At 59.8% G+C, this 23,924-nt stretch carries 19 protein-coding genes; 15 read left to right on the top strand and 4 right to left on the bottom strand.

The window, feature by feature from the left end; all coding sequences use genetic code 11:
• Positions 1–540 precede the first annotated feature (540 nt).
• The 4 genes from hydA to FJ492_RS27590 are packed head-to-tail and all read right to left on the bottom strand — an operon-like array spanning position 541 to position 4,052.
• Positions 541–1,926: a dihydropyrimidinase gene (gene hydA / locus FJ492_RS27605; RefSeq protein WP_140773452.1), complete on the bottom strand. Its 1,386-nt coding sequence runs from the start codon at positions 1,924–1,926 to the stop codon at positions 541–543.
• 1 nt (position 1,927) lies between these two features.
• The gene (locus tag FJ492_RS27600; protein ID WP_246676141.1) at positions 1,928–2,527 is read right to left on the bottom strand and encodes an HD domain-containing protein; all 600 of its coding nucleotides are present in this window, start codon (positions 2,525–2,527) and stop codon (positions 1,928–1,930) included.
• Positions 2,528–2,534: 7 nt separating this feature from the next.
• Positions 2,535–3,281 carry an SDR family NAD(P)-dependent oxidoreductase gene (locus tag FJ492_RS27595; protein WP_246676142.1) on the bottom strand — a complete coding sequence of 249 codons (747 nt, stop codon included), beginning with the start codon at positions 3,279–3,281 and terminating at the stop codon, positions 2,535–2,537.
• Between the two features lie 9 nt (positions 3,282–3,290).
• Positions 3,291–4,052, bottom strand: a complete 762-nt coding sequence (locus FJ492_RS27590) for a GntR family transcriptional regulator (RefSeq protein WP_140773446.1) — start codon at positions 4,050–4,052, stop codon at positions 3,291–3,293.
• Positions 4,053–4,247: 195 nt separating this feature from the next.
• Between FJ492_RS27590 and FJ492_RS27585 the strand changes: the two genes are divergently transcribed.
• From FJ492_RS27585 to FJ492_RS27510, 15 genes are all read left to right on the top strand, one after another.
• Positions 4,248–5,216 carry a nucleoside hydrolase gene (locus tag FJ492_RS27585; protein ID WP_140773444.1) on the top strand — a complete coding sequence of 323 codons (969 nt, stop codon included), beginning with the start codon at positions 4,248–4,250 and terminating at the stop codon, positions 5,214–5,216.
• A 208-nt stretch (positions 5,217–5,424) separates the two neighbouring features.
• The gene (locus FJ492_RS27580) at positions 5,425–6,465 is read left to right on the top strand and encodes a BMP family ABC transporter substrate-binding protein (RefSeq protein WP_140773442.1); all 1,041 of its coding nucleotides are present in this window, start codon (positions 5,425–5,427) and stop codon (positions 6,463–6,465) included.
• Positions 6,466–6,542: 77 nt separating this feature from the next.
• The gene (locus FJ492_RS27575; RefSeq protein WP_140773440.1) at positions 6,543–8,120 is read left to right on the top strand and encodes an ABC transporter ATP-binding protein; all 1,578 of its coding nucleotides are present in this window, start codon (positions 6,543–6,545) and stop codon (positions 8,118–8,120) included.
• Positions 8,074–9,219 carry an ABC transporter permease gene (locus tag FJ492_RS27570; protein ID WP_140773438.1) on the top strand — a complete coding sequence of 382 codons (1,146 nt, stop codon included), beginning with the start codon at positions 8,074–8,076 and terminating at the stop codon, positions 9,217–9,219. Before FJ492_RS27575 ends, FJ492_RS27570 begins: the two co-directional genes overlap by 47 nt.
• A 1-nt stretch (position 9,220) precedes the next feature.
• Positions 9,221–10,138 carry an ABC transporter permease gene (locus FJ492_RS27565; RefSeq protein WP_140773436.1) on the top strand — a complete coding sequence of 306 codons (918 nt, stop codon included), beginning with the start codon at positions 9,221–9,223 and terminating at the stop codon, positions 10,136–10,138.
• A 19-nt stretch (positions 10,139–10,157) separates the two neighbouring features.
• The gene (locus tag FJ492_RS27560) at positions 10,158–11,093 is read left to right on the top strand and encodes an NAD(P)-dependent oxidoreductase (RefSeq protein ID WP_140773434.1); all 936 of its coding nucleotides are present in this window, start codon (positions 10,158–10,160) and stop codon (positions 11,091–11,093) included.
• A gap of 17 nt (positions 11,094–11,110) precedes the next feature.
• Positions 11,111–12,400: a styrene monooxygenase/indole monooxygenase family protein gene (locus FJ492_RS27555; protein WP_140773432.1), complete on the top strand. Its 1,290-nt coding sequence runs from the start codon at positions 11,111–11,113 to the stop codon at positions 12,398–12,400.
• Positions 12,401–12,405: 5 nt separating this feature from the next.
• Positions 12,406–12,966 (top strand): flavin reductase, encoded by a 561-nt coding sequence (locus FJ492_RS27550; protein WP_140773430.1) that lies wholly within the window; start codon positions 12,406–12,408, stop codon positions 12,964–12,966.
• Between the two features lie 111 nt (positions 12,967–13,077).
• A complete protein-coding gene (locus FJ492_RS27545; protein WP_140773428.1) occupies positions 13,078–13,995 on the top strand; it encodes a ribokinase in 918 nt (305 codons plus the stop codon).
• A gap of 491 nt (positions 13,996–14,486) precedes the next feature.
• A complete protein-coding gene (locus FJ492_RS27540) occupies positions 14,487–15,413 on the top strand; it encodes a LysR family transcriptional regulator (protein ID WP_140773426.1) in 927 nt (308 codons plus the stop codon).
• Between the two features lie 183 nt (positions 15,414–15,596).
• Positions 15,597–17,051: a cytosine permease gene (locus FJ492_RS27535; protein ID WP_140773424.1), complete on the top strand. Its 1,455-nt coding sequence runs from the start codon at positions 15,597–15,599 to the stop codon at positions 17,049–17,051.
• 91 nt (positions 17,052–17,142) lie between these two features.
• The gene (gene allB / locus FJ492_RS27530) at positions 17,143–18,525 is read left to right on the top strand and encodes an allantoinase AllB (RefSeq protein ID WP_140773422.1); all 1,383 of its coding nucleotides are present in this window, start codon (positions 17,143–17,145) and stop codon (positions 18,523–18,525) included.
• Between the two features lies 1 nt (position 18,526).
• Entirely contained in the window at positions 18,527–19,306 is a 780-nt protein-coding gene (locus FJ492_RS27525; RefSeq protein ID WP_140773420.1) for an aspartate/glutamate racemase family protein, read from the top strand.
• Complete coding sequence (gene alc / locus FJ492_RS27520; protein WP_210241558.1) at positions 19,303–20,535, top strand: allantoicase; 1,233 nt, start codon at positions 19,303–19,305, stop codon at positions 20,533–20,535. The genes FJ492_RS27525 and alc overlap by 4 nt, the downstream gene beginning before the upstream one ends.
• 967 nt (positions 20,536–21,502) lie before the next feature.
• A complete protein-coding gene (locus FJ492_RS27510) occupies positions 21,503–23,365 on the top strand; it encodes an AIPR family protein (RefSeq protein ID WP_140773418.1) in 1,863 nt (620 codons plus the stop codon).
• Positions 23,366–23,924: the final 559 nt, after the last annotated feature.

Below are 23,924 nucleotides of genomic sequence, written 5' to 3'. Positions count from 1 at the left end.
GCGGGGTGGAGCAGCCCGGTAGCTCGTCAGGCTCATAACCTGAAGGTCACAGGTTCAAATCCTGTCCCCGCAACCAATTTCATCATAAATCAATAACCGTCCCGGTCTAACCGGGGCGGTTTTTGCGTTGTAAGGGCACCAATCGGTGCTGCGGGCCAGAGAGAAGTCGTGCGAAACGGGGGCGCGAGCAGGTTAGCGCGCCGATGGCAATATGTCGCCCTTTAAAGGTAAGCCATTGTTGTTATTGTGGACGGTTACCGGTTGGTCGAGTTGAGGCATGTAGGGCAGCCACGGCCCGATGCCGAAAAAAGGGGCAGCTATGCGCCCAATGTCAGTGGCACCTAGCAAACGAACGATTGGTTTATCGCAATCGCAGCGGTAGTCGGGTTCTTCGCTCGCTAAGAACAAACTGCGCCAAAGCTCCATACGGAGCGGAATGGACGATGAACCGCAAATACGCGTCGTACCCCAAGAACAAGTGAATCCTGCAAAAAGACATGTAGGTGTAGAACAAGTCGAAGCTCCTTCAGGATTTGGACCCTAGGCTCTCGCAATATATTTGCCGGCTCCCTTCGGCCCGCCAAGCCGTCCCTCTGAAATCATGACTATGCCGCCTACGACGACCGTCGTTGGCCAGCCGCTCACCTCCAGACCTTCATAGGGCGAATAGTCCGAGCCATCATGCAAATCGCTGTGGCGAATGGTTCTGCGCGAAGTGGGATCCCAAATCGCTATGTCAGCGTCCTTGCCTACTGCAATCGAGCCCTTCTGGTTCAAGCCATAGAGCGTCGCGTGGTTTGTCGACGTCAGCGCCACAAAGCGCTGAAGCGAGATACGCTCCTTCAAAACGCCCTCTGAAAAAAGGATCGGCAAGCGCGTCTCAACGCCTGGAATTCCGTTTGGCACGTGGCGAAAATTCTCCCGGCCTTTGGGGTTCAGCTTTCCCAGCGCATCATTATAGCGGAAGGGACAGTGGTCCGACGAGAAAAGGTCAAAAATGTTCTGCTCGATGCCGTTCCAGCACTGCTCCTGGCTTGCCTTGTCGCGTGGGGGAGGAGAGCAGACAAATTTGGCACCCTCCCAATCCATGGCTCCCAGGTCCTCCGCTGTCAGCATCAGGTACTGCGGGCATGTCTCGGCGAACACTTTGCGACCACGAGCGCGCGCGGCTCGAATCTCGTCGATCGCGGCCCCGTTCGAAACATGGACGATGACAACAGGAACATCTGCGACCTCGGCCAGTGACACGGCACGATGGGTCGCCTCTCGCTCGACCACGATGGGCCGGGTCGTGGCGTGCGCTTTGGGTGCGATCTCTCCGGCGGCTTCATGCTGACCAATGAGGTAACGGATGGCATCTTCGTTTTCACAATGGACCATCACCAGAGCGCCGCCACGCCTTGCGGTGTCCATGACGTTCAAAATCTCGGCGTCGTTCAGCCTGAGGCCCTCATAGGTCATGAAGACTTTCAGCGACGTATAGCCATCACGGATAAGCGCGGGCAGTTCCTGCCCCAGCACGGCGGGCGTCGGGTCGGACACGATCAGATGGAACGATACGTCGGTGTAGCACTGGCCCTCGGCCAAATCGTGATAGGATTTGAGCGCTTCGCGCATCGTTTGGCCCCGCTGCTGCAGGCAGAACGGCATGATGGTTGTGTTGCCGCCATAAAGCGCGGATCTAGTACCGCTCTCGAAATCGTCCGCCATGACAATCCCGTCGCCCGACGGCTGCGAGATGTGAACGTGACTGTCGATGCCGCCGGGCAGAACGAACTTGCCCATCGCATCGATTGTCCGTTGCGCATACCGAGCAAGTCCAGTTCCGATCTGCGCGATCTTACCGGACCTGATGGCAATATCGGCCTGGAAGACATCGGCTGCGGTTCCAATCGTGCCATTGGCGATGACAAGTTCGAATTCCATTTCAGGCCACCTGGTGGGAGGTTCGAGCCGATTTTGAACCGCCGTGGAAATGACCCGCGATGAGGCCACGCACCTCGTGCCAGAGTTCGCTTGAGGCCGGCTCGATTTCGGCGCCATAGCGTTGCACGACCAGGTCCTCGGTGACGTTGTTTTCCAGCCACGTTCCGCCGCCGTTGCGAAGGTTTAGGGTCAAGGGTTGCAACCTGTCGAGGGCACGGGCCAAGCGGGAATTCTCGGTCTCGCCAGCGTCAAACTCCTTCCACAGGCGCAACAAGCGCCGACCATCGGCTTGCGGCAGCAGGCCAAAGATGCGCCGGCTGGCCTCGGCTTCCCGCGCTTGCGTCGCCCCGGGATCCACCTTGCCCGCGTGAAGCGGAACATCACCGGCGTCGATCTCCACGATGTCATGAACGAGCAGCATTGCTATGACCCGCGACACGTTGATGCGCTTGAACCTGCCGCCAAGCACAAGGGCGAACATCGCCAGGTGCCATGAATGCTCGGCTGCATTTTCGCGCCGCCGCCCGCCAATGATCCTGGTTTGACGATCGACTTGCTTCAGCCGGTCTATCTCGACCAGGAATGCGATGGTTTCGCTCAACATCGCATCACCACATGACGTCGCCGCCGTTTGGCGAGAGGCTCTGGCCAACGAAAAACGCCGCCGCGTCCGACGCGAGGAAGACGTACGTCGCTGCAATCTCCGACACCGTGGCGGGCCGCCCGATCGGCAGCGCCTTGAGCTTCTCCTCGACGAATGATGCCCCGCCTTTGTAGAGCATTGCCGTGTCGGTCATTCCCGGGCAAACGCAGTTCACGGTTACGCCCTGACGCGCCACCTCCTGCGCAACGCTGGCTGTCAGGGCGGTGACGGCAGCCTTGGACGCGCAATAGGCGCCATGACTGGGGGCCGGCTTATGCGCCAGTTGCGAGGATGTGTTGATGATGCGTCCGGAGCCCCGCTCCAGCATGTGCGGCAGCACATGCTTCATGCCGAATGCAACGCCATTGACATTGGTGGCGAATATCTCTGCCCAAAGCTCGAAATCCTGGTTCTGCATGGGCGCGCCGCCGCTGGTTATCCCGGCGTTGTTGACCAGGATATCGAGCCAGCCGAAGCGGACTATCGCGTGCTGGATGACGCTTTTGACCGAAGCTTCGTCCCTGACGTCGACTTCGTCAGGGTAGGCTTCAACGCCGGATGCCGCCAATTCGGCAACGATCGACGATTTCTCTCCGGGCCATCCTCGATCGGCGACACCCACGCTTGCTCCTTCGCACGCGAAAGCCTGACATACGGCGCGGCCAATGCCGACGGCGCCACCGATGACGAGCGCCTTTCTGCCACGCAACATCATGCGCGATCACCCCGCCTGACGTAACGGACGCGGCTTAACGCCCGCGCCATAGAGCTTGAGGACGCTTTCGAGACTGGGTTTTTCCTCGACCGCCTTGTCCTGGAAAAGGTCACGCTCGATGTCGCTCAGGTGACGCTCCATCTGCTCCACGGCGGCATTGGCGTCGCGCGCACGCAGCAGTTCCACCAGATGTCGATGATCGTGCGCCTTGCAGCAGGCAGTGACATCGCTGTAGGTGGCAATCACCAGAGCGGACCGGCAAACGAGATTGAGCAGGGTTGCCTCAACGACCTTGTTGTCGGCGATATTACTGAGGAGCAGGTGAAACTGCCCTGACAGGCGAAGAGCTTCCCGCTGGTCGTTGCGATGGTAGGCGTCGTCTTCCTTGTCAACGTGCTGTTGCAAGGACAAGAGGTCTGCATCCGACGCGGAAGCGACCAGCCGGCGAACCACATAGGGCTCGATGGCTTTGCGCGCCTCGAGAATGTCCATCGCCTCCTTGCGGTCGGGAACAAGGACGAAACAGCCCTTGTTCCTTTGCAGCTCCACCAGCCTGTCCTGTTGCAACCGATGGATGGCGACCCTGACTATCGTGCGGCTGACGCCGTAGTGGCTGCAAAAGACATCTTCAGGAAGCTTGGTGCCAGGATCGAGCGCCCTGTCCAGAATGGCCCGGACCACGGTTTCATAGATTTCATCGGGAACGCTCTCAAGCGCGGCTGGCTCGGATTGCAATCGTTGCCGAGCACCTTCCAGGTCGTCATTCATTCTTTTCGCGTCCTCTGTATGCCGATTAGTATCGAAAGTTTCGACCGTGCGCAACAGATTGCCACCGGTATTCGATAAAATATGTAATACGATCTCTGTCTATTTCGTATTGACTATGACCTGCGTCCGATGGCAATCATGATTGGCGCAAGGCCGCGATCGCGTGGCCGCGCTACAAATTTCTGGAGCATACGGATGGTTCAAAAGCTCATTCTCGACGTCGACACCGGAACAGACGACGCCGTTGCAATCATGTTGGCCGCGCTGCACCCGGCGCTCGATCTCGTGGCAGTCACCACCGTCAACGGAAATATCGAAGTCGAGAAATGCACCGACAATACACTGCGGGTCCTGGAATGGATCGGTCGCGACGATATTCCAGTCTTTGAAGGCCTGGCAGCCCCCATCGTGCGTCCGGACTTTCCCACGCCAAGGGCGACGAAGCGGGATCCAAAAGTCCATATGGCGGTGCTACCCCTGCCCGCGCCGAAGGGCAGGAAGCAGGATCGTTCCGCGCCGATCTATCTTTCAGAAGTATTTTCGAGGCATCCAGGAGAGATAACACTGATTGCGGTCGGCCCGCTTTCTAATCTTGCGGCAACAATGGCTTTAGATCCGAGCTTTGCATCGAATGTCGCCGAGTTGATCATCATGGGCGGCGCCATCAATAAATCCAATATCACGCCCTCCGCCGAGTTTAATATCTGGGCGGATCCAGAGGCTGCTGCCCAGGTGTTTCGCGCGGATTTCAAAAAGATCACGCTGGTCCCGCTCGACGCCACGCACGAAGCCCTGGTGTCGCGCGACCAATGTGATGACCTGCGCAACCTTGGGACCGCGGCGGGTGAGGCTGCCGCCGATATCATAATGCACCGCATCAAGGGATACGAAGCCAACCAGCCCACCGGCACGCCTCTCACCGCACCCGTGCATGACGCCGTTTGCGTGGCCGCACTGGTGGAGGGGAGCATAATCGATACAAAGTTCGTCAACGTCGTCGTCGAGACAGTTGGCGAATTCACCATCGGCAGGACGGTGGTCGATCATGAGAAGCGAACGACCCGGCCCGAAAACTGCCACGTGGCTTTTCACGCCGACCGCCGGGCTTTCATAACGATGCTGTCCGATATCTTCGCTGGCGGCCCCAAGTCCGGACCTCGATGACGGCCCGACGTCAGGATCTTCCATCTCGGCCGGCAATCGATCGCCGGCCTTTTTTGCGTCAGTGATAAACTAAGCAATAATCTTGTATTGACAGTTTCATACAATTCTTCCTAGGATCGTATCGCCTGCATGGAAGCGCCAGCACAAAATCAATCCGCTCTTCCAGACAAGCGGGCTTCAGGAAGCAAACAGCTCCAGGGGAGTGAACATGAAATTTCTCAAGCACGTGGCGCTTTGCGCCAGCCTGTCTTTGATTGCCATGACGTCGATGGCGCAAGCCGGCATCAAGGTCGCGTTTGTGACCGCTGAAGGCGGCCTCGGAGACCACTCGTTCAATGACATGATTGCCGAGGGCCTGAAGAAGGCCAAGACGGATCTCGGCATCGAGTATGAGGTCATTCAGCCGCGCGCTGTATCCGACTTCAAATCGTCGCTGGTCCGCGCCGCCGCCGCAAAGGACTTCGATCTGGTGCTTGGCGCAAGCTTCGACATGATCCAGCCCATGAAGGAAGCAGCCGCGGCCTTTCCCGACCAGAAATTCGGCATTGTCGATGTCGGCTCCGACCCGATCGCGCCCAATGTCGTGGGCGCGGTCGCAAAGGACTGGGAAGGCTCCTTCATTGTCGGCGCGGCCGCCGCGTTGACGTCCAAGACCGGCACAATCGGATTTGTCGGCGGCAAGGATATTCCCGTCATTCACCGCTTCTTCAACGGGTATTACTACGGCGCCAAGACCGTGAAGCCCGACGTCAAGGTCCTCGAGCGCTATTCAGGCTCCTTCACCGACCCGGCCGCCGGCAAGGAATACACGCTTGCCCTGGTAAGCGCTGGATCCGACATCAACTTCGCCGTCGCCAATCTGACCGGCGCCGGCGTGATCGATGCGGCCAAGCAGACCCACACCTTCGCGATCGGCGTCGACTCGAACCAGAACTACATGGCGCCTGGCACGGTTCTGACCTCCATGATGAAGCGCGTCGATGTCCTGGGATACGACATCGTCAAATCGGTTGTTGACGGCACATTCAAGGGCGGCGTCAACAAGCAGTACGGCCTCAAGGAGGGCGGCGTCCAGGCGGCGATGGATCAGTACAACAAGGGCCTGATCTCCGACGCCACCTTGGCCAAGATCGATGAACTGAAAGCAAAAGTGATCTCCGGCGAGATCGTCGTTCCGAACTATATCGCTCTGGATCCCAATGCCAAGCAGATGGGCACGCCTCCCATCGATCGTCCTTCCGCGAGCTGAACAGTTCTTCCTCCCGGGGAACCCGGGCACCTCACCGGAGGTGCCCGGGACTTTCATCACAGACGGAGACGAAAGAGATGCCCGGCACCACCGATGTCATTGTCGAGCTGACCGGCGTGCAGAAGCAGTTTGGTGATCTTGTTGCCATCGAGGACGCCACACTGACCCTGCAAAAAGGCGAGATTCATGCGCTGGTCGGGGAGAACGGCGCTGGCAAGTCGACGCTCATGAACATCCTCTATGGCCTGATCCCCCGAAGCGGCGGCGAGATAAGGCTGAAAGGGGCACTGGTCGAATTCTCAAATCCCGCGGACGCCATCCGGGCCGGGATCGGCATGGTGCATCAGCACTTCAAACTGTCCCCATCCTTCACAGTTGCCGAAAACATCGTCATCGGCGCGGAGCCCCTCAAAAGCTATGGCCGCGTGGATTTCAAGAAGGCACAGCGCGACACGCTCGAGATCAGCCGCCGATTTGGCCTGGAACTCGATCCGACCGCAATCGTGGCGAAGCTGCCCGTGGGTCTTCGCCAACGTGTCGAAATCCTGAAGGCGCTATATCGCAAGGCTGAGATCCTCATTCTGGACGAGCCGACGGCGGTTCTCACACCGCATGAAACGCGCGAACTTTTCACGACCATGCGCTCCCTGGCGCAGAGCGGGTGCGCGATCATTTTCATCAGCCACAAGCTTCGGGAAGTCCTCGAAGTTGCCGACCGTGTGTCTGTGATGCGCCGGGGCCGCATAAGGCGGACATTCGAGGCCGCCACCGTGACCGCGCAAGACATCGCGAACGAGATGGTGGGGCGATCGGTTCTGCTCAGGGTCGAGAAGACGCCCAGCGCCTTTGACGGACAAAAGCTTCTTTCAGTGAGAGACCTGGAATCGTTTGGCGATCGTGGCGAGGTCGCGGTCGATTCGCTATCCATGGACGTGAGGGCGAGCGAAATCGTCGGGCTCGCCGGGGTTCAGGGAAACGGCCAGGACGAGTTGGTCCAATGCATTGCCGGCATGCGCAGACCAGTCAACGGGACGATCTCCTTTGCAGGCAAGGCGATATACAGCAACCCGCGCGAGGTCCGTGCGGCAGGATTGGCCTACATTCCCGCCGATCGGGGCGGCGTTGGCCTTTCGCTCCAGAGTCCGATCTGGGAAAACATGATGATCGGGCATTTCTCCGAGGTGACCCGGGGACCGTTCATTTCTTCGGCTGCAGCACGAGCCCATGCCGAGCGCTTGGTCGACGCCTACGACGTTCGTGGCGGCGGCATAAACGCTTTGGCGGCCTCGCTTTCGGGCGGCAATCAGCAAAAGGTGCAGATCGCGCGGGAACTGAGCCGGCAGGCAAATGTCGTGGTGGCTGAACAGCCGTCCCAGGGCGTCGATATTGGCGCCATCGAATCCATACACAGACTTCTGGTTTCCATGCGCGATTCCGGGAAGGCAGTTCTTGTCGTGTCTGCCGACCTTGATGAGATCATGGCTCTCTCGGACCGTATCCTGGTCATGTACCGGGGACGGATCGTCGCCGATCTGCTGGCTTGCGAGACGTCTTACGAAGAGATTGGCCGTTACATGGGTGGACTTATCGCCACCGGGCAGCCGAGCCTTGAGACTCCAGGCCAGTCCGCGGCAGATCCAACTTATCGCAACTAGGGAGACGCAGTTGAAAAGCGCAAACTCGTTGGCTGCAGGTCTCGCAAGGACAGCAGCTGTCCCCCTATTCGCGGTTGCGACGGCACTGGTCGTGGGGGCTGTGCTGATTGCCCTTCTCGGTCAAAATCCGCTTGCGGTCTACCAGGTCCTCATTACCGGCGGCCTGTCCGGCTGGCCGAACATCTCGACCACCCTGCAGATGATGACACCGCTCCTGTTCACGGGGCTCTCGGTGGCAATCGCCTTTCGGGCAGGCCTCTGGAACATCGGGGCGGAAGGCCAGATGCTGATGGGCGCCATGGCTTCCGGGATCGTCGGTTACGCCATCGTCGGGTTGCCAATGGCGATCCATCTGCCGATTTGCATCGCGGCGGGGTTTCTTGGCGGTATGGCTTGGGCCGCGATTCCCGGGATACTGCGCGTCTACCTGGCCGTGAACGAGTTGGTAATCTGCCTGATGCTCAACCCGATCGCCCTGTTGTTGACCGGCTATATCTCGACGCGCGCGCTGAAGGCGCCGGGTCCCACCAACAAGCTGCCTGACGTCGCCGAGACGGCTTTCCTTCCGAGCCTTTCGATCTATTCGCAGCTGAGTGCCGGGATTTTCCTTGCCGTCGCGGTTTGCATTGCCTTTGCCATTTTCAATTCGGCCACGCTGCGCGGGTTCATCTGGAAGCTCATCGGGCTCAACCCGAAGTTTGCCCATTATGGCGGTATTGACGTTCGCGGCAACGCGCTCTGGGTGATGCTGATCAGTGGTGGCGTCGCTGGCCTGGCAGGCGCCGAGCAGGTTCTAGGCGAATATCATGCCTTTTACGACAACTTCTCACCGGGATTCGGTTTTGATGGAATTGCGGTCGCGATGCTGGCGCAGAACAATCCGCTCGGCGTCATTGCCGCGGCATTCCTTTTCGGCGTGCTCAATAGCGGAAGCGCAGTCCTGCAGATGACGACGGGCCTGAGCAAATACTTCGTCCAGGTTCTTCAGTTTCTCATCGTTCTTGTCCTGGCAGCCCAGTTCACCTGGCGTCTCAAGCGGCCGCGCCGCTCGAACAGTTCCACCAAAAGCCTGTCGCAACCGGCCATCAAGGAGGCATGAAATGCAGGACCTCGCATTTTCGACGCTGCGAATTTCGACCCCACTCGTCCTGGCGGCATTGGGTGGGCTTTTGACCTTCAAGGCCGGAATCTTGAACATCGCTCTCGACGGCTTCATGATCGTCGCAGCCTTCGCGGCAATTGCGGTAGCCTACGCGACGGGAAGTTTGACGATGGGCGTACTGGCCGCCGTGGCCTGTTCGATGGCGTTGGCCGCGCTTCTCGTCCTTTTCAATCTGCGCTTCAAGGCGCACATCTTCATCGCGGGCATTGCGGTTACGTTCATTGCTTATGGCCTGACTGCCCTCCTTCTGGTCAGCGTGCTGGGGCAGGATGGCATCTTCACGTCCAGCGACATCCCGACCTTCCCCGCCATCGATATTCCATTTGTGCGCGACATACCGTTCATCGGACCGATCGTGAGCGGCCATACCTTGCTGGTCTATGTCGCCTATTTGCTGGTGCCAGCGGTTTCGTGGCTGCTTTACAAGACACAGTGGGGACTGCGGGTTCGATTTGTCGGCGAAGCCGAGGAAGCCGCGGCCGCCGCTGGCGTAAACGTCAACCGCATCAAAGTCGACACCATGCTTGCCTCCGGATTCTTCTGCGGCCTCGCCGGCGCCTACCTGTCCCTCGGCTATGTCACGCTGTTTGCCAAGCAAATGACCAATGACCGAGGCCTGATCGCCATCGCCGCGATCATCTTTGCCAAGGGTAATCCGTATGCCACCACCGTGGTCGCGCTGCTGTTCGGCGCAGCCTCGGCACTTTCCATACGTCTTCCCGCCGTGACTGGTATCGCGCCGCAGATCCTGCAACTCACGCCTTATCTGGTGACCGTCATCGCTCTCGTTATCGTAGGCGCCCGAACGGCAAGCAGCAGAAGCCGGCACGGAAGCTGGAACTTTGACATCTCATAAGTCACTCGGAAGGATCGAAATGCTCAGTCAGTCCATCCTGGTAACCGGTGCAAACGGCCTGCTTGGTTACGATGTCGTAAAGCGGCTCGTGGCCGAAGGGAGGCAGGTCGTGGCGGTCGACCGTGCCATTGCGGAGGTGAGGAGCCTCACCGATAAAGCCTTCGAACTGGAGATCGGCGATGTCCACAAGCTGCACGAAATCGCGCATCGCCACGGCATAGACGCCATCATTCATTGCGGCGGGTTTTCCGGCCCAAGCCTCGGGCGCCGGAACCCGGCATTGATGTTTGGCGTCAACGTCGGCGGGACACTCGATGTCGCCGAACTTGCCCGACAGATCACCATCCGGTCGGGCAGATGCCGGCTTTTGTTTTGCTCGTCACTGACGGTGTACGGAAACCAGCCGGCGGACGATATCACCGAGGATTTCCCGCTGCTGGCCCAGCAATGCTACGCCTCGAGCAAGATTGCCGGTGAAGCCATCGTGGCCGCTTATGCGCAGGAGCACGATGTCGATGCGATCTCGCTCCGCATCGCCGGTGTCTATGGACCGCGCCGCAAGACGAGCTGCGTGCTACGGTTGATGATCTCGAACGCTCTGGCGGGACGACCTACCCATCTGCCCTACGGCAATGGCTTCCCGCGGCAATGGGTATATGTCGATGACGTTGTCGAGGGCATTTTGCTTGCACTCGATGTGAAGGACCCTTCGACCCGAAGGTTCAACATCAGCGGCGGCGTCAACCCGACTATCGACCAGGCCGCCGCGATAATCCGCGAAGCAATCCCGTCCGCGGAAATCTCGCTCGAGCAGGGCGCGGATCCCGAAGATGTCACGCTTGGCCGTCTCAGTATCGAGGCCGCGCAACGCGAACTCGGTTTGGTGCCGGCGGTGTCGCTGCGCGAGGGCATCAGGCGTTTGATCCAGGCAATCAAAGAAGAGCAAAGTCTCTAGAAGGACAGCATATCCTCATGTCAAAGATCGCAATCATCGGCTCTGGCCAGGCGGGATGTATCCTGGCGTACGCACTTGTGAAAGGCGGCTATCAGGTAACGCTGTATTCGGACAGGACACCTGAGCAATGGCTCAACCATTCCGCGCCAACCGGGACCGCATGCCTTTACGCCGAGGTCATCGATATCGAGCGCGAGCTCGGCATGGACTTCTGGTCGGACACGATGTTCCCGGCACAGGGCGTGTTGCTGGAGAGCGCCAGATTTGCCGGCGATCCGCAAGCCACTGCCATGAAGGGCCGCCTTGAATATGGCAGGAGCGGGGGCGCGATCGATCAGCGCATGCGGATCCATCGCTGGCTCGAGGATTTTGAGGCGCTCGGCGGCACGCTTGTCATTGAGGGCGTAACGCCCGAGCGCGCGGACAAGATCGCGCTCGACAATGACCTGACGGTGCTGGCCGCGGGCAAGGCTGACCTGGGGCGGCTCATCGCGAGAGACGAACATCGCAGCTTCTACAACCGCCCTCAACGCAACCTCGCCATGACGATTGTGCGCAGCAAGTCCGGCAAGCATGTGAAGGACTGGTTCTCGGACCGCATTCCCTACAGCTCGACCAAGTTCGACTTCTTCGCGGACTCCGGCGAGTATTTCGCGGTTCCCTACACGCACAAGACGGCCGGCCACACCTACGGATTCCTTTTCGAAGCCCGGGAGGGGAGCCGAATGGACCGTTTTGGTGGATGCAAATCGGGTGAAGAGGTGACTGCCCATGCGCGCGACATCATTCGCGAGTTCGCGCCATGGGAACATCACATGGTCGACGACATCGAATATGTTTCGGAAGACCCCCATGCCTGGCTGGTAGGGCGTTTTGCTCCCATGGTGCGCCGCCCCTTCGGCCGCCTGCCGTCAGGGGGGCTGATCATGTCTGTCGGCGACACGGCGATAACCTTCGATCCAATCTGCGGGCAGGGCGGCAACTTCGCCAGCCGAAGCGCAAAATATCTGGCTCAGGAGATCGTCCGGCATCAGGACAAACCCTTTGACGAACTCTGGATGACGGAAGTCAATCTGGGCATGTGGGAGAAGTATGGACGAGGCGGATGCGACTTGACCCGCATCTTCCTGGAGACGCCATCGCCGGCGACGGAGATTGTCCTCCACGCGGCGAGAAACGACGAAAGAGCGGCTGACGCCTACTATTATGGCTTCCCCCACCCCGAGAGCATTGTACCCGCACTCACCGACATCAACGTGGCGCGTTCATTTGCCGGCCAATACGGCATAACCCAGTCCGGGGCGTAACCTGGATGACCGAGGTCTCAGCGGATAAGCGAGCGGCCGAGAATGCCGTGTCGTTGCAGGCATTTCGCGAAGCAATGAGCCGGCTCGGCGCCGCGGTCAACATAATCACATCGGACGGGCCGCACGGACAACTCGGTTTCACCGCGACTGCCGTCTGCAGCATAAGCGACGAGCCACCATCCCTGCTTGTGTGCATGAATAGGCGCAGTCAGCAGAACACGCCGCTGAAAGCCAACGGCGTCTTCTGCGTCAACACCTTGTCGTCGCGTCACCGAGGGCTTTCCGGCGTGTTCTCGGGCGCTGGCGAGCTTGAGATGAAGCAAAGGTTCCAGCAGGCGCAGTGGTCGACGATCATGACGGGTTCGCCGGTTTTGGAAGACGCGGTTGTCTCGTTTGACTGCAAGATTGTCCAGGCCCTCGAGATCAACACACATAGCATCCTGATCGCCGAAGTGCTGGGCATCAAAAGCGGTGACAACGTGCGCAGCCTTATCTACCTCAACCGAACGTATCACGAAGTCGGCCCACCGCCGGCCTATCCCGAAAACTCAAGAGGCTGGTTGTAGCCCTGAAGAGCGCGGCGACCGCAGGCTTATGGCTCCTCGGTCCGTAACGCCTGCGGGCATTCACGGTGGACACTGGGCTCCCGTTCGGTCTGCCAAGCGAAGGCGCATATCATGATCGTGGTCATAGGCTCCATCAATCTCGATCTTATTGCGTCGGTGGATAGGCTACCTGCGCCCGGCGAGACCGTACCCGGCAGCGCCTTCGTGACGGCCGGTGGCGGCAAAGGGGCCAACCAGGCACTTGCCGCTGCCCGCGCAGGTGCCGAGGTCTGCATGATTGGTGCCGTCGGGAATGACAGCTTCGCGGGCGACGCAATGCGACTCCTGCGAGAGGCGGGGGTCGATCTGTCGCGCATCCGCGAGAGTGACCGGCCAACCGGGACCGCGCTTATTCTTGTCGATGAGCGGGGCGAGAACATCATCACCGTAGTGCCGGGCGCCAACGCCACGGTCTCGGCCGATGACCTGTCACCCGCCGACCTGCCTCTTAAGCAGGGCGATCTCGTTCTTCTCCAGCACGAGATCCCGTTGCCGACCGTTGAAGCATCGTTACGCGCAGCCCGGCACGCAGGTGCAATCTCGGTGCTCAACACGGCACCGTTCCGCGCGGAAGCGGCCTCCTTTCTCACGCGCGCTGACTATGTCGTGGCCAACGAGACGGAGTTTGATCTCTACAGTGATGCGCTGGAATTGGCGGGCGGCAATCGTGCGGCTCGAATGCGCGACTACGTGCGAAGATTTCAGAGTAACGTCATTGTGACGCTCGGTGGCGAAGGGCTGCTCTGTGCCACGCCACATCAATTCTTCGAATGTCCTGCGCTTGAGATCGAACCAGTCGACACAGTAGGCGCCGGTGACACGTTTTGTGGGTACCTTGCACAATCGCTATCCGCAGGCGAGTCACTGGAAACTGCTCTCACGCGAGCCAGTACCGCAGCCGCGCTGGCCTGCTTGTCACGAGGTGCACAACCTTCCATTCCCCATGCTCGCGACGTTCTGTTCGCATATAACAGGCAGGTTAGAGCTTAATTTGAAAGACATCCCAAACCCGAAGCGGTCGATGTCTCAAATGGATCGAGTCATGACGATCCCCACGTCACAAACAATGTCCGATCTTGAAGGCCTCCGGTCGAATTGCGCGTGCGTTGCAATCTTTAACGCAAGCGAGCGGCACACGGGAAAGTCGACTATCCAACGTTCGTTCGCAATAGCGAGAGAGACAGTCCTCTCTCCTTGATTATCTCTACGGCACCGGGGCGCCGCGCGATGCAATATGACTACGAGATTATGCCTCCCCTTCGAAGATTGGCTGCGGCGTGATCCAACCGAAAGCTGGGCGCATGGTGGGGGCACGGCTGATACAGCAGCTTCCAGATCACTCGGATCCACGCCCGACGGTCCGGTAACGCCCCGACGTCTTCGCTTCAGGACAAAGGGCTTTGCCGGCTCCGAGAATATCGGCTTAACTTGCCGGGTCTTGCCGCAAGGGGCGGCCGGCGAAGTGGTTTCGGGAGCGTGCATTGGGGCGCAGACAGTCGGATCAAGTTCGCGGACCGCAATTCGCCAGGAACCTCGACTGGAACCTGCTGAAATTTTTCAATGAGATCGCCAGCGCCCGCTCGGTGACCAGGGCGGCGCAGGAGCTCAACCGCAAGCAGCCGGCGCTGAGCCTTGCGTTGCGGCGTCTCGAGGAAAGACTTGGCGTTACGCTCTGCCATCGTGGCCCGACCGGCTTCGAACTGACGGAAGAGGGTCGCATCCTTGCCGAGCGCTGCCGGGAATTCGCCGGCGCGATCCGTGAAATCCCGGCGAAGCTCTCGGACGTCAAGTCCGAGATACGTGGACATTTGCGGGTGATGCTGGTCTCCAACCTCGTCGCGCCGGCGCTCGACGAGGCGATCGCCGCGTTCCATGCCAAATATCCGGCTGTCGAACTGATCGTTGAAGTCGCAGCCTGGACCGAAGTGGTCAACTCGCTCATCCAGCATAGGATCGACGTCGGCATCTCGCCTTCGCGGGTGAAGCGCGCAGAGCTCGCCTATCTCCACCTCTTCACCGAGATCCACCGGCCCTATTGCGGCAGGCCGCACAGGCTCTTTGGCAAGGGCATCGCCGATCCGGGCGATCTGGCGAGGGAAGCCTTCGTGCTGACCGGCGCGGATGAGGGCGACGAGCTCACCCAGTTCCGGCTCGAGCATGGCTTCGGCCGCAACATCGCCGGCATGTCCGATCATCTCGAGGAAGCCAAGCGGCTGGCGATCCTCGGCGTCGGCCTCTGCTTCCTGCCGGAAGGCTACGCGCAAACCGATGTCGAGGCCGGGCGGCTGTGGCCACTGATCGCCGGCCCCGACGTGCCTCGCAACGACATCTTCATCGTCACCGATCCGCAAAGCCCGGCCCACATCGGGCGTGACCTTTTCATCGGCGAGATCGTCGAGCAGACGTAGCCGGGCAAAGAGGAGGCATTGATCCGGTTAATGCTTAACGTTCGATCTTTGGGCGTTGAAGAGAGGAAGGTGGGGTTTCATGGTCAAGCATGGCGATATTGCATCGGTCCCGTTGATGCTGACGTAACGCAAAGACGGGTGGGCATATCGACCAGGGGAACACCTCGCAAAGGGGAAACTGAGATGACCTTGCAAACACCGACTTCGCCCAGGCAGCCGTTGCCGGGCGAGGCGCAGCCGGCGATTGCCGACAGCGTCGAGACAATCCTGTCCGTCACCGAGGCGGACATTGCCGACTATACCGAATCCGTGGTGCCACAGGCAAAGCGACGCTCCAACTTCCGCATGTTGGCGCAGTTCCTGTCGATGCAGGCGGTGTTCGGCACCGTGCTGGTCGGCTATGGCGCGCGCTTCCAGGGGCTGACGCTTTCCGAACTGACTGTGGCGATGCTGATCGCCGCGGCCGTCATGAGCCTTTATTGCATCGGCTCGGCAAATGCTGGCGCCGTCACCGGCCAGACCCATTCGGTGATGGCGCGCAGCATTTTCGGCACCATCGGCAGCGGCCTTGTCTCGCTGCTTCTGGTCGTCAACGGCATGGCCTTCTACCTGTTCACGGTGAAATTCATCATCGACATCGCTGGCGGGCTGATGACATTGCCGGCGGTCGGCGCCATCACCGCGCTTTTGGCCGTCGTCATGGTCGTCAACACCTATTTCGGCTTCGAAGGCGTGCAACGCTTCGCCCAGTTCGTAGCCGTGCCGGTGATCCTGATCTGGGGCGTTTTCGCCACCATCCTCGCCTTCACCACCGTCTCCAGCAATGTGCTGGCGGCAGTGCCGCATGTCGACTCCAAAACCGGGATGATCATGGTCATCGGCAGCATGGTCGGCCTCTCCACATGGGGCAACGAGCCGGACTTCTTCCGCTATGCCAAGGCCGGCCGTGCTGCGTGGTGGAACATCCCAACCATCGTCATCTCCTATCTGGTTGGCGCGCTGCTCTTCCCGGTTATGGGTTACATGATCGCAGCCTTGTCCAACCAGCCGGATTTCGGCCCGAGCATCAGCTACTTCGTCAACTTCACCATGCTCGGCAGCGCGCTGCTCGGCATCCTAGTCATCGTCATCAATCAGTGGGCGGTGCAGGACGGCAACCTCTACATCGCCGTCAACGGCGCGCAGAACGTGCTGTCCGGCATTCGCGGCTGGAAGCGCCAGTACACGGTCGTCGGCCTCGGCCTAATCGCCGCCGTGCTGACTTTCTACCTGCCCAACCTCCAGGATACGTTCAACCTGACTACCAGCATCGGCTCCAGCACCGTGCCGGTCGCCAGCACGATCATGGCGATCGACCTGTTCCTGCTGCCCTGGCTGTTCGGCATCAAGCGGCCGATGTATCGCGTTGCCAACTGGAGCGAGCTCGGCATCGCTAACTGGCCGGGGGTCATCGCGCTTGCCGCTGGCACGCTGGTCGGCGTCTACACCGCAGGCCTCATCCCTGCGATCAACAGCGACTATATCGGTTTCCCGGCTCTCCAGGCCTGGCTGACCGGCGCGGTCGTCTACCTGATCGGCGTGACGCTGGTCCACAAGCGGGCCGACGTGAAGGCACTGCTCGGCTTCGCCCGCATCTGAAGCACAATCTGTGCGGAGGCTGCAGCCAGCCTCCGGACAGGAATCCAAGCTCCAGTGTCCGTTGCGGCAGGCCGCACGGGGAGGAATTGCCATGATATCCCTCGATCTCCTCATCCGCGCTCCGCGCGCCATCCTGCCGGAAGGCGAGCGCGCCGTGTCAGTCGGCGTCGTCGGCGGCAAGATCGTCCGTGTCGCCGCGCTCGATGCCCCCGCCAACGCCCGGGAAACCATGACGCTCGATGCCGACACCGTGCTGTTGCCTGGCCTCGTCGACAGCCACGTCCACATCTGCGAGCCCGGCAACACCGAATGGGAAGGGTTCCTGACCGCGACCCGCGCCGCGGCCGCCGGTGGCATTACAACGCTGGTCGACATGCCGCTGGACAGCGTGCCAACCACAGTCACGCTCGAGGCATTTGCCGCCAAGCGCGAGGCAGCCGACGGTCAGTGCTATGTCGATGTCGGCTTCTGGGGCGGCGCCATCCCGTCGAACCTCGACGACCTGCCGAGGCTGCATGAGGCCGGCGTGCTCGGCTTCAAGTCTTTCCTCTGCGATACCGGCACCGACGATTTTCCGGGCATCACGCCTGGGCATATGCGCAAGGTAATGGACGTCGTCGCCGGCCTCGGCTCGCTCTTCATCGTCCACGCCGAGAGCGCCGATGCGATGGCCGCGATGCCGGAGGTCCACACCCGCCGCTATGCCGACTATCTCGCCTCGCGCCCCAAAGGCATCGAGAACCTGGCGATCGCCGAAGTGATCGAGGCGGCCCGTGCCAGCGGCGCCCGCGCGCATATCCTTCATCTTTCCAGCGCCGACGCGCTGCCGATGATCGCTTCGGCGATCGCCGACGGCGTGCGGGTGAGCGTAGAGACCTGCCCGCACTACCTTGCGCTTTGCGCCGAGGGGATCGGTGATGGCGAGACCGCCGCCAAGGTCGGCCCGCCGGTGCGCGAAGCCGTCAACCGGGAAAGGCTCTGGGGTGGCATTGGGCAGGATACGATCGGCATGATCGTTTCCGATCATTCGCCCTGCACGCCTCAGATGAAGGAGCTGGCCTCCGGCGATTTCGGCGCGGCCTGGGGCGGCATCTCCTCGCTGCAGCTCGGCCTGCCCGTGACCTGGAGCGAGGCGCGCAGGCGCGGCCATTCGCTTGCCGACGTCGTTCGCCGGATGGCCGAGCGTCCCGCCGCGCTCGCCGGCCTTGCGCACAAGGGCCGTATCGCGACCGGCTGCGATGCCGATTTCACACTGTTTTCACCCGATGCCGAATTCGTCGTCGATGCGGCCAGCCTCTATCACCGCCATCCGATCACCCCCTATGCCGGCAGGAGGCTGAGCGGCGTGGTGGAGGAAATCTTCCTGCGCGGCCAGCGCATCGACCTCTTCGGCCGTCCGATGGGCGAGCTGATCGCCAGAAAAGGGCAGCCCAGAGAAACCAGCCGGAAGCAAGAATTGAAAAGGAGTGCCTGAGATGAAGATCCTGGTCGTCAACGTCAACACCAGTCAGTCTATGTCCGATGTCATCGACGTAGCCGCCAAGACTGCCGCATCCCCCGGTACCGACATCGTCACGCTGACGCCATTCTTCGGACCCGAAGCGGTGGACTGCAACTTCGAGAGCTACATCTCCGCCGTCGCCGTCATGGACCGCGTCCTTGCTTATGATGAACCGTTCGATGCCGTGGTCATGGCAGGCTTCGGCGAGCATGGCCGCGATGGGTTGCAGGAACTGATCGAGCAGCCGGTCATCGAGATCTGCGAGGCTTCCGCGCATATGGCGATGATGATCGGCCGCAGCTATTCGGTCGTCACCACCTTGCAGCGTTCGGTGCCGCCGATCGAGGACCGGCTGCGGCTTTCCGGCCTTGCCGACCGCTGCGCCTCGGTGCGCGCCAACGGCATGACCACGCTTGAGGTGGATCAGGATTCCGCCAGCGCCATGCGTGCGATCGTCGAGGAGGCGCGCAAGGCGGTCGAGCAGGACCATGCCGAGGTGATCTGCCTCGGCTGCGCCGGCATGGCCGGTTTGGAAGAAGCGATCACATCCGAGCTTGGCGTCCCCGTCATCGACGGCGTTGCCGCCGCGGTGCGGCTGGCCGAGGCGGTCATCGGCCTAGGGCTCAAGACCAGCAAGGTCTCGACCTACGCAAAGCCGGACGCGAAGCGCATCGACGGTTGGCCGCTGTCGGAGGCACTGGGCTTGAGGCCGCGCCAGGCGGGGCCGGCACTGCGCGCGGGAGGCCGGCGATGAACATGATCGAGAAGGACCCGGCGCATGACGCTTACGCCATGCCCGAGCTGCAGGAAGATTTTGCAGCCGAAGTCGATCTTGCCTCGCGCTGGCTGGGCGGCAGTGTGCTCGCCGCGAGCGACGAATCCTTCGGCGAGAAGGAGAGTCTGCTCACGCCGACGCCCTCGGCTTTCGTGCCGGGCAATTACGGACCGCGCGGCGAGATCGTCGACGGCTGGGAGACGAAGCGGCGGCGCGAGCCCGGCCACGATTGGGCGCTGGTGCGGCTGGGTGCGGCCGGCATCATCACCGGCATTGATGTCGATACGTCTTTCTTCACCGGCAATTTCCCGACCACGTGTCGAATCGAGGCCTGCGGTGCCGAAGGCTATCCCAGCCCGAAGGCTCTTCAGTCGGCCGAGACCGAATGGGTCGAGATCGTGCCGCGCTCGCCGCTCAAGGGCGACGCGCACAACCGGTTCGACGTCTCCGACCGGCGCCGCTTCACACATGTGCGTCTCTCGGCCTTTCCGGACGGTGGCATTGCCAGGCTGCGCGTCTATGGCCATGTCATACCAGACCCGAGGAGCTTCGACGGGCTCACCATCGACCTCGCCAGCCAGGACCATGGCGGCCAGGTGGTGACCAGCAGCGATGGTTTCTACACGTCGGCCGCAATGCTCAATCGTCCCGATAAGGCACGCAACATGGGCGACGGCTGGGAAACGCGCCGGCGCCGCGATGACGGCAACGACCATGCCGTCATACGACTGGCGCTGCCGGGCCATGTACGCTTAGTCGAAATCGACACCTCGCATTTCAAATACAACGCGTCGGCCGAAGTCGCGCTATTCGGTGCGGGAGAGGCGCTGCCCCGCGAGGCTGGCTGGCAGCCGCTGCTTTCCCGCCGGCCTCTGCAGCCGGACACGCGCCACGTTTTTCGGGTGGCGCAAACGAGCGAGCCCGTCTCCTACATTCGGCTCGACGCCTATCCCGATGGCGGCATCTCGCGGGTGAGACTGTGGGGCAAGGTCGACCCCGCCGCGCGTCTCACCTCTGGTTATCGCTGGTTCAACACGCTGCCGACAGGGCAGGCTAGGCAGGTGCTTGCGGAGGAGGGTGTCTCTGGCGACCTCGCGGAACAGTTGATCGCTGCACGACCACTCACTGAGGAGATCGGGGTTTCCTTGCACAGCGCGGATCTAGCCGGCCTGCGGACGATGATAGAGGGACGATTCAATGAGAGCTGACGGGTTCGTCGGTGGCTTTAAAGCGCTGCGGCGACTGATGTTCGCAGCAATGCAGTTTCGTTTCGGGCAATTCGCAAAGCGCGGCTAGTTGCGGTCCGTTCGTATTCCGTGGGGTTCGTAGAAATTCGTACCTTTCGCATTGCGACTCCGGTCGAATTGCGCGTGTACATGAGGGGACGCTGGTGTCCCAACCGCAGTGGTGCAAACTTGATCGAAGTTTTCATTCTGGGGGTTCGAGTCGGTAGAGCGCTACCGCCAATACAGCGCTGCAACGGAGTTCGTCTGTTGAAGAGACTTCGCAAGCGAGGTCAGCAGATTCAAATCCTTTGCCCGCAACCAATTCTATCATAAATGAATAACCGTCCCAGTCTAACCGGGGCGGCTATTTTCGTTCTTGGCCAGATCATGAAAATCCCAGATGCCCGCTAAACGCTTGCAATGCTCGCGGCTTGGAGGCCCAAAATTAGAAACTGCATAGGCCCGATATGTGAGCGCAAGATGATCTTCGATCGTGTCGCGTGCACTCGCAACGGCAGCTTTGCGCCTCATTTCGGCCCCTAAGGTCAGTATTGCCCCAACCTGGAAGCGGACGCAGCCGGGCGATCGCTATGGGACTGCGGTTGCTGACGGAGGCCTCTCAGTCGGCCTCCTTCGCGCGGACTATGCGGCGGTAACCCAGATGGCAGGAACTCAAGAGAACTGAGTTGCGGCTGACTGAGATTGCATCGCTTGTTGGGTACCAGTCAGAATTTTCTGTCAAGCGTGGCTCACCAGGTGTCGTTTCAGCGACTTGAATTTCTTGCCGTCTTCAAGGCAGGTAGCACTTCTATTCTTGGCTTTCGCGGTGTCATGCGAGCGAGCTATAACGAGCGGGACCTATGGACGACATTCTCGTGGAACTAACCGCGGACATTGTGAGTGAACATGTCAGCCGCAATCCAGTGCCGACGGTGGGCCGGGTGTGAGGATGAGGTCGGGCCAGGAAAAGAAGTACGCTATTCTGACGCGGATACTCGACGAGTATGTCCGTGAAGGTCAGGGGGTTCGGCAGCGTCGGTCATACTTCGACACGAGTACCGAAGAACGGCAGAACCAAGCGAGGGCTAGGGCATTTATTCATCTTTATTTAGCCGCCACTTACGGTGTTTTGGATTTCGAGCAACGCGAGAAAACAATAACCGATGGCAGCAATGACGGCGGCATCGACGGCTACTTCGTAGACGCGGAACACAAGATCCTCGACGTGATCCAGTCCAAGTTCAGGGTGGGGTCAACAAATTTCGAATCCAAGAACATCACGGCTGAGGAAGTCATGGCAGTAGATCTGGACAGAATCCTTGCGGGGAATCTCGAGGATGCCAATGGCCAAAAATATAACGGCCACATTCATGCTTTCGTCGAGAAGCTGCAGAAAATTCCGGACATCGCCCGCTACGAAACCAAGGTGACAATCCTTGCGAATGTAAAGGCCGAGCAATACCCCTTGGTTGAGCGTCTGTTTCATGGCGACCAGACCAATATCGTGAACTTCGAACGTTGCTATGGCGAACTGGTGTTGCCGACAATCAGGGGTGAACAGCACTACACGTCTAGCCTGCGCCTTCAAATCGACCTCAGCAACAAGTCACGCAGCTCCCGACTTAGTGCGGAGATCAACACGGCGCATGGGCCGAGCCAGGTGACGGTCGTTCTTGTGCCCACGCTCGAGATCGCGCAGATTATGTCGCGATTCAAGAATTCGATCCTTCGCTACAATCCCCGCTCCTATCTGGAATTCAAGGAACAACGCACCAACGAAGGAATCCGTGGGAGCATCGTCAACATCGATACGGGCGAGTTTGCGATTCTCAACAATGGCATCACGATCGTTTCCGATGAAACTTTTTTCAGCGAACGAGTAGGGTCGAAAAATACGGCTCAGGTCGAAATTGTAAATCCTCAGATCATTAATGGCGGGCAAACCGCATTTACTCTCGCGCGTATCTACGACGAGAGCAATGATATCGACAGACAACGCCTGTTCTTTGGAAAAGAGGTTGTGCTTCGAGTGATTACGCTTCCTCAAATAGGCGAGGAGGCAAAAAAAGAATTGATCCTGAGCATATCCTCGGCGACCAACTCGCAGACTGCGGTCTCATCGATCGACCGCACGGCCAGCAATGACCAAAACCGTGAAATCGCCGAGATGGTGTTCAAGAAGACTGGGCTTCTTTATGAGCCGAAGCGCGGCGAATATGCTGACGCGCTGCGATATAAATTTGTAGCCCGAGACGATATAATTGAGCGGGCCTTGTTTACGCGAGTCATGAATATCGCCTGTGGCCGCTACGCCTTGGGGGTGGAGCGCAAGATGATGAGAAACACCGGAGGCATCTTGCCAAAGCTTGCGGACGACAGCGCGATCAACATATTCGAAGAGCTTTATGAAATCTACAGCGAGATATCAGGTGTGCGCCCACCGCATGGGGCGGCAGACAAGATCGTCAACGATCTTATCTTCGTTGTTTTCGTACGGCAGTTGAGACTCAGGAGGCAGCGCGACGGCGTCACCGATTGGCTTCCGCGCGTCATCGAAGAAGCGCGCGGGCTTTATAGAGATTTCGAAAATTGGGCCAAGGATAACATACCGGATTTTCACAAATCGCGTTTCGACAAGAAAAGCGGCAAACAGAGAGAAAACTTCGAGACTTCGAAGTGGAAAAAGAGCTCACGCTATCCGACAGATATCGAAAACTACATCAACTCGCTCGAACTCGTTCACGAAGCGATAGGCTTGGCAACCGGCACTGCGGGTGAAAACGGCCCCGGCTCTGCGGTTGGCGGAACATAACGAATGACAAGTTTCGGGCGACGACTGTAGCACTCCGAACGGCGATAAACGGATCGGCTGCTGAACGACGGCTTTCGTTCGCCCGTCTCCCGAAAGTAGTCCTTCCGCTCGCGGACCCAGACCGTCAGTTCCCCGGAGTGCTCATGCCAAAGCCGTCTCGATTCAAGCAAGTCGGCTATCGGTTGAATTGCGCAACTATCCCAACGCAGAAATTGCTAGTTCGAATCCCCTGCGGTGCACTTAACTACAAACGTTCGATGGCGCGCCGCGCCGGGTGATGATGAGAACTACGTTTACGCTATAGCCCTCCTTTAAGTCGGTTCGAATCCTGCTCTCTCCGCGAGTTGCCTTTGTAAGCTACTGAAATCAAATGCAAACCTCTATTTGTTTAGACACTACCCCACTTTTAACCCCACATAATTTTGTGGATTCGTACGGCCGTCCTTGGCTTTCTCTGGACAGTAATTTGCGGATTGCCGTCAAGTCGAATGACTGCTTAAGCTAGACTAGTCCGGGGCGGAGGGGTCTCTTCGGTGTGCATAAAGCGAAGCGGCAGCTT

Origin of the sequence: Mesorhizobium sp. B2-5-4 (genome assembly GCF_006441095.1) — a bacterium.
Lineage (GTDB): Bacteria > Pseudomonadota > Alphaproteobacteria > Rhizobiales > Rhizobiaceae > Mesorhizobium > Mesorhizobium salmacidum.
This window is presented reverse-complemented; position numbering and strand designations above follow the sequence as displayed.

Excerpts from the sequence above, each read along its gene's own strand:
- hydA (WP_140773452.1), bottom strand. The coding sequence starts at position 1,926 with ATGGAATTCGAACTTGTCATCGCCAATGGCACGATTGGAACCGCAGCC.
- FJ492_RS27595 (WP_246676142.1), bottom strand. The coding sequence starts at position 3,281 with ATGTTGCGTGGCAGAAAGGCGCTCGTCATCGGTGGCGCCGTCGGCATT.
- FJ492_RS27590 (WP_140773446.1), bottom strand. The coding sequence starts at position 4,052 with ATGAATGACGACCTGGAAGGTGCTCGGCAACGATTGCAATCCGAGCCA.
- FJ492_RS27585 (WP_140773444.1), top strand. The coding sequence starts at position 4,248 with ATGGTTCAAAAGCTCATTCTCGACGTCGACACCGGAACAGACGACGCC.
- FJ492_RS27580 (WP_140773442.1), top strand. The coding sequence starts at position 5,425 with ATGAAATTTCTCAAGCACGTGGCGCTTTGCGCCAGCCTGTCTTTGATT.
- FJ492_RS27575 (WP_140773440.1), top strand. The coding sequence starts at position 6,543 with ATGCCCGGCACCACCGATGTCATTGTCGAGCTGACCGGCGTGCAGAAG.
- FJ492_RS27565 (WP_140773436.1), top strand. The coding sequence starts at position 9,221 with ATGCAGGACCTCGCATTTTCGACGCTGCGAATTTCGACCCCACTCGTC.
- FJ492_RS27560 (WP_140773434.1), top strand. The coding sequence starts at position 10,158 with ATGCTCAGTCAGTCCATCCTGGTAACCGGTGCAAACGGCCTGCTTGGT.
- FJ492_RS27555 (WP_140773432.1), top strand. The coding sequence starts at position 11,111 with ATGTCAAAGATCGCAATCATCGGCTCTGGCCAGGCGGGATGTATCCTG.
- FJ492_RS27550 (WP_140773430.1), top strand. The coding sequence starts at position 12,406 with ATGACCGAGGTCTCAGCGGATAAGCGAGCGGCCGAGAATGCCGTGTCG.
- FJ492_RS27545 (WP_140773428.1), top strand. The coding sequence starts at position 13,078 with ATGATCGTGGTCATAGGCTCCATCAATCTCGATCTTATTGCGTCGGTG.
- FJ492_RS27535 (WP_140773424.1), top strand. The coding sequence starts at position 15,597 with ATGACCTTGCAAACACCGACTTCGCCCAGGCAGCCGTTGCCGGGCGAG.
- allB (WP_140773422.1), top strand. The coding sequence starts at position 17,143 with ATGATATCCCTCGATCTCCTCATCCGCGCTCCGCGCGCCATCCTGCCG.
- FJ492_RS27525 (WP_140773420.1), top strand. The coding sequence starts at position 18,527 with ATGAAGATCCTGGTCGTCAACGTCAACACCAGTCAGTCTATGTCCGAT.
- alc (WP_210241558.1), top strand. The coding sequence starts at position 19,303 with ATGAACATGATCGAGAAGGACCCGGCGCATGACGCTTACGCCATGCCC.
- FJ492_RS27510 (WP_140773418.1), top strand. The coding sequence starts at position 21,503 with ATGAGGTCGGGCCAGGAAAAGAAGTACGCTATTCTGACGCGGATACTC.